This window comes from Pseudomonas sp. P110(2024), from assembly GCF_057480795.1.
In genome coordinates, this window is the sequence record NZ_JBLIYT010000001.1 from 138,167 (window position 1) to 150,872 (window position 12,706).

Consider the following 12,706-nt stretch of genomic DNA (forward strand, 5'->3'; position numbering starts at 1 on the left):
CCACCTCCTTACCTTAGGAGGCCGGCGCAGGTGGCGAAAAATATTTTCGCAGGCGCTGTAACCGCCTCGCCCATCACCGCGAACTACTCCATGAGCCGCCGGTACATCACCACGGCCCCACCTTCTGGAGACGACCCCATGAAAACCCTCGCCCTCGCCACCGCCGCCCTCGCCCTCGCCTCCCTGGCAGGGGCAGCCGTGGCCGACGACACCACCAAGGCAGCCACCATGGAGAAATGCTACGGCGTGGCCATGGCCGGCAAGAACGACTGCAAGGCCGGCGCCGGCACCACCTGCGCCGGCAGCGCGAAAAAGGACTACGACGGCATGCACTGGAAAAACGTGCCGACCGGTACCTGCACCTCGATCAAGACCCCCAACGGCATGGGTTCGCTGACCCCGGTCAAATCCTGAGCAGAGGCCATCGACCATGAACGGGAATCAGCCGATGGGCGCAGGGCTCGGCTTGAAGGCCGAGCACTATGACCAGGCCTGGGCCTGCCACGCCGAAGGGTTGTGGTTCGAAGTCCATCCGGAGAACTACATGGTCGGTGGCCCTCGCCTGGCCTGGCTGGAGCGGATGGCCGAGCGCCATCCGCTGTCGCTGCACGGCGTGGCACTGTCACTGGCGGCGGATGCCGAACCTGACGCCACGCACCTGCGGCGCCTGCGTACCCTGATCGACCAGGTACACCCGGCCCTGGTGTCGGAACATCTGGCCTGGTCGACCTGGCGCGGCCAGTACCATCCTGACCTGCTGCCCTTTCCACGCAGCGACGAGGCCCTGGCCCGTATTGCCGACAACATCCAGCGCACCCAGGACGCTTTGGGCTGCCGCATCTCCATCGAGAACCCCAGCCACTACCTGCATCTGCAGGGTCATGACCTGGATGAGATCGACTTCCTCGCCGAGCTGGTGCGACGCACCGGCTGCGGCCTGTTGCTGGACGTCAACAATGTGTACGTCAGCGCCCACAATCTCGGCTTCGATGCCGCCGACTACCTCGCCCGCTTCCCTGCCCAGGCCATCACCGAGATTCACCTGGCCGGGCACAGTCACGACGACCAGGGCGCACTGCTGGTCGATTCCCACGATGCCGCCATCGCTGCGCCGGTGTGGTCGCTGTACCAGCAGTTGATCGCCCGCATCGGTCCGCGCCCGACCTTGATAGAACGCGACGGCAACATCCCGGCGTTCGACGAACTGCTCGCCGAACGCGCCTTCGCCCAGGCCACCCTGGACCTGGCAGGAGCCTTGCCATGAACCTCAGCCTCGGACAGTTCCAGAACGCCTTCATCGACGCCCTCTATCAGCGCCCCGCGCCTGAGCTGGCGACACTGACGGCGCAGCCCGCGTTCGCGGTGTATCGCAACACGGTGCTGGCCGGTTGCGTCGAGGCCCTGCGCGCCAACTTTCCCAGCGTCGAGACCCTGGTCGGGCAGCAATGGATGCACGACGCCGCCGCGGAATATGCCCGGCAATCGCCGCCCTGTGATGTGCGGATGATCCGCTATGGCGCGGCGTTTCCGGCATTTCTCGAGGCGTTGCAGCCCGTCCATGGACTGTGCTACCTGGCGGATGTCGCACGGCTGGACTTCGCCTGGTGCGAAGCATTCAGCGCCGACGACGATCCCTGGCTGAGATTGGCCGACCTGGCCGGCATGACCGCCTCGGACCTCGAACACAGCCAGTTGAGCCCGCGCTCCGGCGTGCGCTGGCACTGGTTCGACCAGCATCCTGCCTACAGCCTCTGGCAGCACGGCCGCGATGGCAGGCCCTGGCCCGAGGACCAGCCCTGGGTGGCCGAAGGCGCCCTGCTCAGCGGCGACCGCGAAGGCGTCGTCCACCAGCCGTTGAGCCTGGGGGGATGCATCTTCCTCGATGCCTGTGCCGCCGGCTACCCATTGGACAAGGCCTCGCAGTTGGCCCTGCACGCCCAACCCAACCTGGACTTCAGTGACCTGCTGGGCAGGCTGCTGAATGCCCGGGCCTTGCGCCCGCTCGCCTTCACCTGAGGAAAACGCCATGGACATCAGCCACGCCAGTTCATCGCCCCACGGCCTGCGTTTCTACTGGAACCGCCTCGCCGAACAGCTGCAACGCCTGCTTGGCGACAGCGTCCTGTGCCTGGTCGCCCGCCTGGGCATCGCCTCGATCTTCTTTCTGTCCGGTCGGACCAAGGTCGAAGGCCTGCTGAGCATCACCCCCGGCACCTACGAGCTGTTCCAGAGCGAGTACGCCTTGCCGCTGGTGTCACCCTGGCTGGCGGCGCACCTGGCGACCTACGCCGAGCACCTGTTCCCATTGTTGCTGGTGCTCGGCCTGTTCACCCGGCTGTCAGCCCTGGCCCTGCTGGGCATGACCCTGGTGATCGAGATCTTCGTCTATCCGGACGCCTGGCCCACCCACCTTTCCTGGGCCGGCCTGCTCCTGCTGCTGATCGCCCGGGGCGGCGGTGCACTGTCCCTGGACCGGGTATTGCGCTTGCGTTAAGAAAAAAGGGTCGCCAAGCGACCCTTTTCATTCATTCGAGCGACTCGGCTCAGAGCCCTGCCGCCCGCGCCCGCGCCGCGTGCAGCTTCTTGTAGCTCTCCACCAGGCGCAGGTGGCGATCCAGTCCCTCGAGCTGCAGGTTGGTCGGCGTCAACCCATGGAACCGGACGCTGCCGTCCACCGAGCCCAGCACCGCGTCCATCCGCTCATTGCCGAACATGCGACGGAAGTTGTGCTCGTAGTCGGCCATCTCCAGCTCATCGTCCAGCACCACCTCCAGCACCACGTTCAACGCCTGGTAGAACAGCCCGCGCTCGACAGTGTTGTCGTTGAACTGCAGGAACATCTCGACCAACTCCTTGGCCTCCTCGAAACGCTGCAGCACCAGGTGGATCAACAGCTTCAGCTCGAGGATGGTCAGCTGGCCCCACACCGTGTTGTCGTCGAACTCGACGCCGATCAGCGTGGTGATGGTGGTGTAGTCATCCACCTCGGCGTTGTCCAGGCGCTTGAGCAGCAGCTTCAGCGAACGATTGTCCAGCTTGTGCAGGTTGAGGATATCGGCACGGAACCCCAGCGCGCGGTTGGTGTTGTCCCAGATCAGGTCCTCGACCGGGTAGATCTCGGAATAACCCGGCACCAGGATACGGCAGGCAGTGGCGCCAAGGTCATCGTACACGGCCATGTACACCTCCTTGCCCAGGTCCTCGAGGATGCCGAACAGGGTCTGCGCCTCCTGCTGGTTGGAGTCCTCGCCGTGGCCCGAGAAGTCCCACTCGACGAACTCGAAGTCGGCCTTGGCGCCGAAGAAGCGCCACGACACCACGCCGCTGGAGTCGATGAAGTGCTCGACGAAGTTGTTCGGCTCGGTCAGCGCGAGGCTGTCGAAGGTCGGCTGCGGCAGGTCGTTCAGGCCCTCGAAGCTGCGGCCCTGGAGCAGTTCGGTGAGGCTGCGCTCCAGCGCCACCTCGAAGCTCGGGTGGGCGCCGAACGAGGCGAACACGCCGCCGGTGCGCGGGTTCATCAGGGTCACGCACATCACCGGGAACTCACCGCCCAGCGACGCGTCCTTGACCAGCACAGGGAAGCCCTGCTCCTCCAGCCCCTGGATGCCGGCGACGATGCCCGGGTACTTGGCCAGCACCTCCTGCGGCACGTCCGGCAGGCACAGCTCGCCTTCGAGGATCTCGCGTTTGACCGCTCGCTCGAAAATTTCCGAAAGGCACTGGACCTGTGCCTCGGCCAGGGTGTTGCCGGCGCTCATGCCGTTGCTCAGGTACAGGTTCTCGATCAGGTTGGACGGGAAGTACACCGTCTCGCCGTCCGACTGGCGCACGAACGGCAGCGAGCAGATGCCACGCTCCTTGTTGCCCGAGTTGGTGTCGTACAGGTGCGAGCCGCGCAGCTCGCCGTCGGGGTTGAAGATCTGCAGGCAGTGCTCGTCGAGGATCTCGGCCGGCAGCGCGTCCTTGGGTCCTGGCTTGAACCACTGCTCGTTGGGGTAGTGCACGAACGCCGCATTGGCGATGTCCTCGCCCCAGAACTGGTCGTTGTAGAAGAAGTTGCAGTTCAGCCGCTCGATGAACTCGCCCAGCGCCGAGGCCAGCGCCGCTTCCTTGGTCGCGCCCTTGCCATTGGTGAAGCACATCGGCGACTGCGCGTCGCGCACGTGCAGCGACCAGACATTGGGCACGATGTTGCGCCAGGAGGCGATCTCGATCTTCATCCCCAGGCCCGCGAGGATCGCCGACATGTTGGCGATGGTCTGCTCCAGCGGCAGGTCCTTGCCCGGAATGTAGGTGCTGGTATCCGACACCGGCATCAGCAGCGCCTGGGCGTCGGCGTCGAGGTTGTCGACCTGCTCGATGATGAACTCGGGGCCGGTCTGCACCACCTTCTTCACGGTGCAGCGGTCGATGGAGCGCAGGATGCCCTGGCGGTCCTTCTCGGAGATGTCCTCGGGCAGCTCGACCTGGATCTTGAAGATCTGGTTGTAGCGATTCTCGGGGTCGACGATGTTGTTCTGCGACAGGCGGATGTTCTCGGTCGGAATATCGCGGGTCTGGCAGTACAGCTTGACGAAGTACGCCGCGCACAGCGCCGACGACGCCAGGAAGTAGTCGAACGGCCCCGGGGCCGAGCCGTCGCCCTTGTAGCGGATCGGCTGGTCGGCGATCACCGTGAAGTCGTCGAACTTGGCTTCGAGACGAAGGTTGTCGAGAAAATTGACCTTGATTTCCATGCGCAGGGGTACCAAAAGCGGGCGGGAACGGATAAATGGCGGGCATTATCCGGGATTTTTGCCGGAAAGTGTTGGCCTGCGACGAGCTGGGGATTGCTGCCCCTCGCAAAAGCCAGCCGTGCTTACTACGCTGGGTCATCGACAGGGAGAGCGAGACGACAATGCCCCATCACGCGACACTTCAGCAGGCCGGTTACGTCCTGCTTCGCCAGGCCGTCCCCCAGGGATGGCTGGAAGAACTGCGCCATGTGTTCGAGGCCGGGGTGAAACCTGCGCGGCAGTGGCCAGTGCCGCGCGCCGGCGACTGGCGTCACTCGCAACTGGACTGCGCCAAGCGGGTCCAGGCGGTCTGCCGCCTGCCGCAGTTGCTGGCAGCGGTGGGCGCGCTGATCGGCGAACGGTTCTTTCTCTACCAGGTGGAGGGCCGTGCCCCCGTGGCGGGTGGCGGCCACCAGGCGCTGCATCGCGACCTGTCGATGCAGCGGCCGGGCGACCTGGTGGGTGTCATGGTCTATCTGGACGACTACGGCCCGCACAACGGCGCCACCCGCATTGTCCCTGGCAGCCACCGGCCTGAACCGGGCGAGACGCCCTTCGACTACAGCGACGAATCCCGGAGCCTTCACCTGTCGGGGCGCGCGGGGGATGCCCTGGTGTTCGATGTAGACCTGGTGCATGCCGCCAGCCTGAATGCCAGCGGCGCGCCGCGCCGCGCCTTGCTCATCGGCTATGCCGCCGAACCGCTCCAGGTGGCACTTCAGCAAACCGAGCATTTGCGCAATGTGCACATGAACACGCAGGAATGCTTCGAACCCTCGGACTACGTGTTCACGGCACCATGACCGGGAGCCTGCCATTCACCCGACCGATCCTCGCGATGTAGGGGCTGTAGGCCGCTGCAACCAGGACGGCAACTTCATCGGCGTCGTCGAGCATGGCCCGGCGCAGGCGGATTGCAGCATCCATGTCCGTCTCAGTCCCTGACTACCGGCCACAGCACCGCTTGAGCAGCCACTACATGTCCCTTGCTGCTATCGAAGGTCACACTGGGCGACCCATGAAGCTGATAGCCCAAGGCCAGGCTCTCGGAAATACGCTGGCAGAAACTGGCGTCGTCCTTGCCGGTGATCAGGCGATAGACCGGCAGGCCGTTGGGTGGGGTCGAGGGCATCTGAGTATTCCTTTCATGGCAGGCGTCTATCGCGTGCGAGGCCGGGCATCATGCCATAGCTATCGTGTTGATTCGCTTCGGTGTGGGCTGAGCGGGCATGCTCCATAAGGATGGCACCGGCTGCGCCGGTTCGGCCATGAGTGGTGTTTCTTAACCAACCCCTGCTGAAAAGAGTGTTACCGAAACGCAGAGTGAACCCTCGAATAATGCAGAAGATCGCATTCAAACCACAATGGATGAGTTGAAGGCTCACACGCCACCCCATTAACTCATTAGACGACATCTACGAATTCGCTGACCAATTAAGGGACACCGTGGGCTACTACGAGTAAAGAAAAGACGCCCTCGCCACTGGAGTGCCGCCGGAGCAAGGATAACCCTACCGTCTCACCATCAACTGCCCCCCGCCCGATCCCGCACCGGACACTGCGCCCGGTGCAGGTTCAACGCCGTATTGATGATCCCGATATGGCTGAACGCCTGCGGGAAATTCCCCAGCATGCGCTTGCCCGCCGGGTCGTACTGTTCGGCCAGCAGCCCCACGTCATTGCACAAGCCCGTCAGTCGCTCATACAGCACCTGCGCCTCGTCCTGCCGCCCCAGCAGCACATACACATCCGCCAGCCAGAACGAACACACCAGGAACGTCCCCTCCCCCGGCGTCAGGCCGTCGCTGCAACTGTCGCTGTCGTAGCGCAGCAGCAGGCCGTTGCGCAGCAGGCGCCTTTCGATCTGTTCCAGGGTGCGCAGAAAGCGTGGATCGTCGGCCGGCAGAAAGCCGGTCAGGGCGATCTGCAGCAGACTCGCGTCCAGCTCCGTCGAGCCGTAGGCCTGGACGAAGTGCCGGCCGCCGGCGTCCAGCCCGCGCCGGCAGACCTCGTCACGGATCTCGTCCGCCACCTGGCGGTAATGCCGACTGCGCTCTCGCCCCTCCTCGGTGGTATCGGCCAGGCCCGCCGCCCGGTCGAAGGCAACCCAGGCCATGACCTTGGAGTGCACGAAGTGCTGGCGGCCGCCCCGCACCTCCCACAGCCCCTCGTCCGGCTCTCGCCAGATGCCTTCCAGGTACGGCAGGATCGCACGGGCGATGGCTGCGCCGCGCGAGTGGCGCGGCAGCCCGCCCTTGATGGCCTGGGTCATGGCGTCGGCCAGTTCGCCGTAGATGTCCAGCTGCAACTGCCCGGCGGCGGCATTGCCGACCCGAACCGGTTGCGAGCCCTCGTAACCCGGCAGCCAGGGCAAGGTGAACTCGGGAAGATCCCGCTCCCCCGCCAGGCCGTACATGATCTGCATCTGCTCGGGGTTGCCGGCCACCGAGCGCAGCAGCCATTCGCGCCAGGCCTGGGCCTCGTCGAAGTAGCCCAGGTTCATCAACGCCAGCAGGGTCATGGTGGCGTCGCGCAGCCAGCAGTAGCGGTAGTCCCAGTTGCGCTCGCCGCCGACGCGCTCGGGCAGCGAGGTGGTGACGGCGGCGACCATGCCGCCGGTGGGCGCGTAGGTCATGGCCTTGAGGGTCAGTAGCGAACGACGTACCCGGTCGGTGTAAGGCCCGACATCAGGGCAGCGGGCGGCGAAGGCACGCCACTGCTCCAGGGTCTGTTCGAAGTCGTGGTCAATGTCGCAATCGGGCTGCACGGGCAGGTGCGAGGCCTGGTGGCAGAGGCTGAATACCTGGCGCTGCCCCGCGCCCACGCGAAAACGGGCGACGCTGTGGTGGTCGCGGCCATGGATTTCGGTGCTGCTGCGCAGGATCAGCCGATCGGGACCGGCGACGGCGCTCAGGGTCAGCGGGTCGATCTTTTCCACCCAGGGCACACTGCGGCCGTAGTCGAAGCGCAGCACCAAGTCCATCTCGAAGGCCGTTTCGCCGGCCAGGCCCTCGACGATGCGCAGCACGGCGTTGCGCTCGCCTAGGGGCATGCAGTCGAGCACCCGGGCGCGGCCACTGGCGGTGGTCCAGGTGGTATCCAGTACCAGGGTGTCGTCGAGGTAGCGGCGCGCACTGTGCTCGACCGGGTCGCTGGGGGCGATGCGCCAACGGCCGTTTTCCTCGTTGCCCAGCAGCGCGGCGAACACCGCGGGAGCATCAAAGCGTGGCAGGCACAGCCAGTCGAGGGCGCCGTCGCGGTTGATCAGGGCGGCGCTACGGCAGTTGCCGATGAGAGCGTAGTCTTCGATGTGGGCGGGCATCTCGGAGCCTCGGGAGGGAGGTTGAGGTTGGATGCCGGAGAGGGATTCAGGGTTCCGCTGAAGTGCTCTCGGGGTGGAGTAGAAGTTGTCGATATCGATGCCCAGGAACATTGATCCACGACATTGAGCCACTCTTTTCCTGTGCTAGAAATAGCGGGCCAGAGGCTGCTTACAGGAATGAGCATGCCTCTGCCAATGCGTAGCCATTACGCAGGATCAATCCCCTCAACAAGGACGTTATATGAAGATCGTCGGACTTTCCGCAATACTGCCGTCACGCCAAGTCACCAACCAGGACGTCATCAACCTGGTCGAACAACACTCCAGGGACACCTTCCAGGAGGACTTGCCGAAAACCTTGAAGACCATCGGCAAGTTGCTGGAGAAAAGCGGCAGCGACACCCGCCATTGGCTGGCGGCTGACGAGACGCCGATGGCCCTGATGGAAGCGGCGTTCGACGCGGCGCTGGCCCAGGCCAATATCAGCAAGGCCGACCTGGACCTGCTGATCTATCCCAACGTCACCCGTGGTTTCATCGAACCGGCCAACAGTACCTTCATCGCCAAGGCGCTGGGCCTGAACTGCCGCAACTTCGATGTGGTCGATGCCTGCAACGGCTGGGTGACGGCCATGGACGTCATCAACAGCAAGATGCAAGCCGGTGAAATCCGCTACGCCGCCATCGTCAACATGGAGTTCGGCATGTCGGAAGGCGGGCCGGTGATGCCCAAGAACTTCTCGTTGCAGTCGCCGGCCGAACTGGCCTACAAGTTCCCGAGCTTTACCATTGGCGAGGCCGCCGTCGTCACCATCCTGAGTAACGAGGCACCGGGGAACTTCAAGTTCTCCTATATCAACCGACCTGATCTGAGTGACTTGTCGACGATCTCCTTGCCGGACTGGAAGCTGTTCTGCAACGAGGCCGATATCGCCAAGATAGAACCGACCGGTGGCCAGTACCAGTTCAACTCCTATGCCGCCGCCTTGCATGAAGACGGGCGCAACGAAGCGATGAAAGTCTTCAACATGCAGAACCTCACCGCGGACGACGTGCACAAAGTGTTCATCCATACCGGCTCGCCAAAGATGTGGGAACACATTGGCCAGATGATTGGCGTCGATCACAAGTTGCATCACGTCGGGCACAAGACCGGCAACATCATTACCGCGTCGATCCCCTTCGGCATCTTTGATGCCATGAGCCGCGGCGAAGCCGAGCCAGGCCAGTTCTGCATGGGCTGGGCGGGCAGTGGCGGGATGGTGTTCTCGGCGCTGTCGTTTACCTTGTAGGGCTGCTCTGAAGACCTGCCGCCGTGCTGCAACGGCGGCAGGTTGCTATCCCCGCTGGCGTCACCCCAGCGTGTGCCACTCGCGCTTGTCCCGCGCCAGCAGCTCGTCGCCAGCCTCGGGGCCATCCTCCCCCGCCGCATACCCGTGCACTTCACCGCCCTCGGCCGCCCAGGCATCGAGGAACGGTTGCACCGCGCGCCAGCCGTTCTCGATGTTGTCGGCTCGCTGGAACAGGGTCTGGTCGCCGGTGAGGCAGTCGTAGATCAGCGTCTCGTAACCGGTCGCCGGGGTCATCTTGAAGAAGTCCTTGTAGGCGAAGCCCATCTCGACATTTTCCATCACCAGCTCCGGCCCTGGGCGCTTGGCCTGCAGGTCGAACCACATGCCTTCGTTGGGCTGGATCTGGATCTTCAGGTAGTTCGGCTTGGGCCGCTCCAGCTCGCTTTCGCGAAACTGCGCGTAGGGCGCCGGCTTGAAGCAGATGGCGATCTCGGTGTCGCGCACGCTCATGCGCTTGCCGGTACGCAGGTAGAACGGCACCCCGGCCCAGCGCCAGTTGTCGATCATCACCTTGAGGGCCACGTAGGTCTCGGTCTGGCTGTGCGGGGCGACGTTGGCCTCCTCGCGATAACCGGGCAGTTGCTTGCGGCCCTGCTTGCCGGCGCTGTACTGGCCACGCACGGAATTGCGCAGGGCCATCTTGTGCGACCAGGGGCGGATGGCGCCGATCACCTTGGCCTTTTCACCGCGCACGGCGTCGGCGCCGAAGGCCGCCGGTGGCTCCATGGCGACCATGGCCAGCAACTGGAACAGGTGGTTGGGCACCATGTCGCGCAGGGCGCCAGTGTTGTCGTAGAACGCCCCGCGCGTCTCGACGCCGACAGTTTCGGCGGCGGTGATCTGCACGTGGTCGATGTAATGATTGTTCCAGAACGATTCGAACAGGCCGTTGGAGAAACGGCTGACCAGGATGTTCTGGACGGTCTCCTTGCCCAGATAATGGTCGATACGGTAGATCTGCCGCTCGTTCATCACCTTGAGCAGGCGGGCGTTGAGCGCCTCGGCGCTGGCCAGGTCAGTGCCGAAGGGCTTTTCCACCACCACCCGGCGAAAGCCACCGCCCGACTCGTCGAGCAGGCCGGCATCGCCCAGGCGCTGGGCCACCTCGGGGAAAAAGCGTGGCGAGGTGGCCAGGTAGAAGATGGCGTTGCCGTGGCGCGTCTTGTCGATGCGCCGGGCCAGGGCCTGGTAAGTCTGCGGATCGAGGAAATCGCCGGTCTGGTAGTCCAGGCGCTTGGCCAGGCGTGCCCAGAGCTTCTCGTCCAGGCACTTGCCGGCATCGCGCTCGGCCATGAAGGCATGCAGGCGCTCGGCGAAAGCCTCGGCCGTGGCGGCATTGTGGTCGACTCCGACGATGCGCATGTTGCGATCGAGCAGGCCGTCACGGCTGAGGTTGTACAGCGCCGGCATCAGCAGGCGCTTGACCAGGTCGCCGCTGGCGCCGAACAGGAATAGGGTGCAGGGCGGCGCAGCGGGGATGGTCGATTTGCTCATTCAGTCCTTCTTCTTCTCGACGTGGCCGCCAAAGCCCAGGCGCATGGCGGAAAGGATCTTGTCACCGTAGGTGCCCTGCTGCTGGCGCGAGCGGAAGCGGGCGAACAGCGCGCTGGACAGCACCGGCACCGGCACGGCCTGCTCGACGGCGGCGTCGATGGTCCAGCGGCCTTCGCCGCTGTCGGACACCGAGCCACTGAACTCGGTCAGTTGTGGGTCGGCGACCAGCGCGTCGGCGGTCAGGTCCAGCAGCCAGGAGGTGACCACGCTGCCGCGGCGCCACACTTCGGCGATCTCGGCCACATTCAGGTCGAAGCGCTGGTCCTCCGGCAGTTCCGGGCCGCCCTTGCTGCGCAGCAGGTCGAAGCCTTCGGCGTAGGCCTGCATCAGGCCGTACTCGATGCCGTTGTGCACCATCTTCACGTAGTGGCCGGCACCGGGCGGGCCGGCGTGGATGTAGCCGTGCTCGGCGCGCTCGTGCTCGCCGCTGCGGCCCTGGGTGCGCGGAATGTCGCCGACGCCCGGGGCGAGGGCCTCGAACAGCGGTTCCAGGCGCTCGAACACCGCCTTCTCGCCGCCGATCATCATGCAGTAGCCACGGTCCAGGCCCCACACGCCGCCGGAGGTGCCGACGTCGAGGTAGTGCAGGCCACGCTTGCCCAGCTCGGCGGCGCGGCGCACATCGTCCTTGTAGAAGGTGTTGCCGCCATCGATGATGGCGTCGCCCGGCTCGAGCAGGTCGGCCAGCTGGGCGATGGTCTGCTCGGTGATTTCGCCCGCCGGCAGCATGACCCACACTGCCCGCGGCGCCTTGAGTTTCTGCACCAGCGCACCGAGGTCGTGGGCGCCCACGGCACCTTCGCCTTCCAGGGTGGTGATGGCTTCGCGGTTGCGATCGTGGACCACAGTGCTGTGACCTGCGCGCATCAGGCGCCTTGCGATATTGCCGCCCATGCGGCCAAGCCCGATGATTCCCAGTTGCATGTGACGACGCTCCCGTTGGTTTTGCTTTACAACAATTGACGATTTCAGATTAGTCCAGCGTTCTGGCGGAGGGTTCACCGACGAACGGGGCGACAACGATAAACAAAAAAGTTCCCAAGGGCCTGCGAAGAATTCAGAATGCGCGCCGCGCGAAGCGACTACGCTTCAAATTGTCACCAGCCATGCGAGGTGTGCCATGGGTACCCTGATGCCAGCCACTCCCACCCAGACCCTCTATGTCACCGTGCGCCGCGACGAGCTGCGCCAGTTGAAGGACGAACGTGACCAGTTGCGTCAGCAGGTCGCCCAGCTGAACCTGCTGCTCGAGCAGGCCCGCGTGCACGGCAAGGCCGCCGGTCTCTGATTCACCCTTCCTGTGTGGGAGCACCTTGGCTCCCACCCGCTCACTGACGCCCTTCCTTGTTGCCGTATCGCGCCCGTCGCGGGTCGAACCCGTAACGTAGCGCTGCGACCCTCATATTTTGCAACAACTCGCCAACGTTTGCGCGGGCAAACGTCCGCGAGAAACATGACCAACGGGTCACTTTTCTTGCATTTGGTCTCCTACACTGCAGTTTCGGCCCGCGTTTTGCTCATAAAAAAAGTGACGTAAAAAAGTCGAACTTTGCAAAGCACGGGCAGGTCAGGACTTAAGTGGGCCGGTGCAAAAGGACTTCCTCACGCCAGGCCCGCCCACCCCAACCAGTCAATACGTCTTTCGGCCGGAATGCCGAACGTGCCGTGCCTGCGCGCACGAATCTGGGGCAAGGACCGCACTAC

General features: G+C 64.4%; 13 protein-coding genes. 7 read left to right on the top strand and 6 right to left on the bottom strand.

All coding sequences use genetic code 11. The features are described 5' to 3' along the window. The first annotated feature begins 138 nt into the window (after positions 1–138). From AC25ND_RS00680 to AC25ND_RS00695, 4 genes are read left to right on the top strand one after another with little or no spacing between them, the layout of a single operon-like run. Positions 139–414: a BufA1 family periplasmic bufferin-type metallophore gene (locus AC25ND_RS00680; RefSeq protein WP_028692560.1), complete on the top strand. Its 276-nt coding sequence runs from the start codon at positions 139–141 to the stop codon at positions 412–414. A gap of 16 nt (positions 415–430) precedes the next feature. Then, the gene (bufB, locus tag AC25ND_RS00685) at positions 431–1,264 is read left to right on the top strand and encodes an MNIO family bufferin maturase (protein WP_069016344.1); all 834 of its coding nucleotides are present in this window, start codon (positions 431–433) and stop codon (positions 1,262–1,264) included. Beyond that, positions 1,261–2,016 (top strand): HvfC/BufC N-terminal domain-containing protein, encoded by a 756-nt coding sequence (locus AC25ND_RS00690; RefSeq protein ID WP_069016345.1) that lies wholly within the window; start codon positions 1,261–1,263, stop codon positions 2,014–2,016. The genes bufB and AC25ND_RS00690 overlap by 4 nt, the downstream gene beginning before the upstream one ends. 10 nt (positions 2,017–2,026) lie before the next feature. Next, entirely contained in the window at positions 2,027–2,494 is a 468-nt protein-coding gene (locus AC25ND_RS00695) for a DoxX family protein (RefSeq protein WP_096049848.1), read from the top strand. A 49-nt stretch (positions 2,495–2,543) separates the two neighbouring features. On the opposite strand, the gene AC25ND_RS00700 is transcribed toward AC25ND_RS00695, so the two are convergent. Continuing rightward, on the bottom strand, positions 2,544–4,736 hold the full coding sequence (locus AC25ND_RS00700; protein ID WP_028692564.1) for an OsmC domain/YcaO domain-containing protein: 2,193 nt from the start codon (positions 4,734–4,736) through the stop codon (positions 2,544–2,546). A 161-nt stretch (positions 4,737–4,897) separates the two neighbouring features. On the opposite strand from AC25ND_RS00700, the gene AC25ND_RS00705 reads away from it, so the two are divergent. Beyond that, positions 4,898–5,578, top strand: a complete 681-nt coding sequence (locus AC25ND_RS00705) for a phytanoyl-CoA dioxygenase family protein (protein ID WP_069016346.1) — start codon at positions 4,898–4,900, stop codon at positions 5,576–5,578. Here the strand turns inward: AC25ND_RS00705 and AC25ND_RS00710 are convergent. From AC25ND_RS00710 to AC25ND_RS00720, 3 genes are all read right to left on the bottom strand, one after another. Next, positions 5,565–5,702, bottom strand: a complete 138-nt coding sequence (locus AC25ND_RS00710; RefSeq protein WP_155721672.1) for a hypothetical protein — start codon at positions 5,700–5,702, stop codon at positions 5,565–5,567. The two genes, AC25ND_RS00705 and AC25ND_RS00710, sit on opposite strands and share 14 nt — an antisense overlap. A gap of 7 nt (positions 5,703–5,709) precedes the next feature. Beyond that, positions 5,710–5,907, bottom strand: coding sequence for a DUF1737 domain-containing protein (locus AC25ND_RS00715; protein ID WP_062359459.1), 198 nt, complete (start codon positions 5,905–5,907; stop codon positions 5,710–5,712). 393 nt (positions 5,908–6,300) lie between these two features. Then, positions 6,301–8,097 carry a glycoside hydrolase family 15 protein gene (locus AC25ND_RS00720; protein ID WP_186595446.1) on the bottom strand — a complete coding sequence of 599 codons (1,797 nt, stop codon included), beginning with the start codon at positions 8,095–8,097 and terminating at the stop codon, positions 6,301–6,303. Positions 8,098–8,338: 241 nt separating this feature from the next. Here AC25ND_RS00720 and AC25ND_RS00725 point away from each other — a divergent pair, with 241 nt between their 5' ends. After that, positions 8,339–9,388, top strand: a complete 1,050-nt coding sequence (locus tag AC25ND_RS00725) for a 3-oxoacyl-[acyl-carrier-protein] synthase III C-terminal domain-containing protein (protein WP_186595447.1) — start codon at positions 8,339–8,341, stop codon at positions 9,386–9,388. 60 nt (positions 9,389–9,448) lie between these two features. Here AC25ND_RS00725 and zwf read toward each other — a convergent pair whose 3' ends face one another. Both zwf and gnd read right to left on the bottom strand, forming a co-directional pair. Further along, on the bottom strand, positions 9,449–10,942 hold the full coding sequence (gene zwf / locus AC25ND_RS00730; RefSeq protein WP_062359462.1) for a glucose-6-phosphate dehydrogenase: 1,494 nt from the start codon (positions 10,940–10,942) through the stop codon (positions 9,449–9,451). Then, on the bottom strand, positions 10,943–11,962 hold the full coding sequence (gene gnd, locus AC25ND_RS00735; RefSeq protein ID WP_277815863.1) for a phosphogluconate dehydrogenase (NAD(+)-dependent, decarboxylating): 1,020 nt from the start codon (positions 11,960–11,962) through the stop codon (positions 10,943–10,945). A 160-nt stretch (positions 11,963–12,122) separates the two neighbouring features. On the opposite strand from gnd, the gene AC25ND_RS00740 reads away from it, so the two are divergent. Next, positions 12,123–12,290, top strand: coding sequence for a DUF6026 family protein (locus AC25ND_RS00740; protein ID WP_172402379.1), 168 nt, complete (start codon positions 12,123–12,125; stop codon positions 12,288–12,290). The last annotated feature ends 416 nt before the right edge of the window (positions 12,291–12,706 follow it).

Bases quoted from the DNA above. Each gene is read 5' to 3' on its own strand.
- bufB (WP_069016344.1), top strand. From the start codon at position 431: ATGAACGGGAATCAGCCGATGGGCGCAGGGCTCGGCTTGAAGGCCGAG.
- AC25ND_RS00715 (WP_062359459.1), bottom strand. From the start codon at position 5,907: ATGCCCTCGACCCCACCCAACGGCCTGCCGGTCTATCGCCTGATCACC.
- AC25ND_RS00680 (WP_028692560.1), top strand. From the start codon at position 139: ATGAAAACCCTCGCCCTCGCCACCGCCGCCCTCGCCCTCGCCTCCCTG.
- AC25ND_RS00690 (WP_069016345.1), top strand. From the start codon at position 1,261: ATGAACCTCAGCCTCGGACAGTTCCAGAACGCCTTCATCGACGCCCTC.
- AC25ND_RS00700 (WP_028692564.1), bottom strand. From the start codon at position 4,736: ATGGAAATCAAGGTCAATTTTCTCGACAACCTTCGTCTCGAAGCCAAG.
- zwf (WP_062359462.1), bottom strand. From the start codon at position 10,942: ATGAGCAAATCGACCATCCCCGCTGCGCCGCCCTGCACCCTATTCCTG.
- AC25ND_RS00740 (WP_172402379.1), top strand. From the start codon at position 12,123: ATGGGTACCCTGATGCCAGCCACTCCCACCCAGACCCTCTATGTCACC.
- AC25ND_RS00710 (WP_155721672.1), bottom strand. From the start codon at position 5,702: ATGGATGCTGCAATCCGCCTGCGCCGGGCCATGCTCGACGACGCCGAT.
- AC25ND_RS00695 (WP_096049848.1), top strand. From the start codon at position 2,027: ATGGACATCAGCCACGCCAGTTCATCGCCCCACGGCCTGCGTTTCTAC.
- AC25ND_RS00705 (WP_069016346.1), top strand. From the start codon at position 4,898: ATGCCCCATCACGCGACACTTCAGCAGGCCGGTTACGTCCTGCTTCGC.
- AC25ND_RS00720 (WP_186595446.1), bottom strand. From the start codon at position 8,097: ATGCCCGCCCACATCGAAGACTACGCTCTCATCGGCAACTGCCGTAGC.
- AC25ND_RS00725 (WP_186595447.1), top strand. From the start codon at position 8,339: ATGAAGATCGTCGGACTTTCCGCAATACTGCCGTCACGCCAAGTCACC.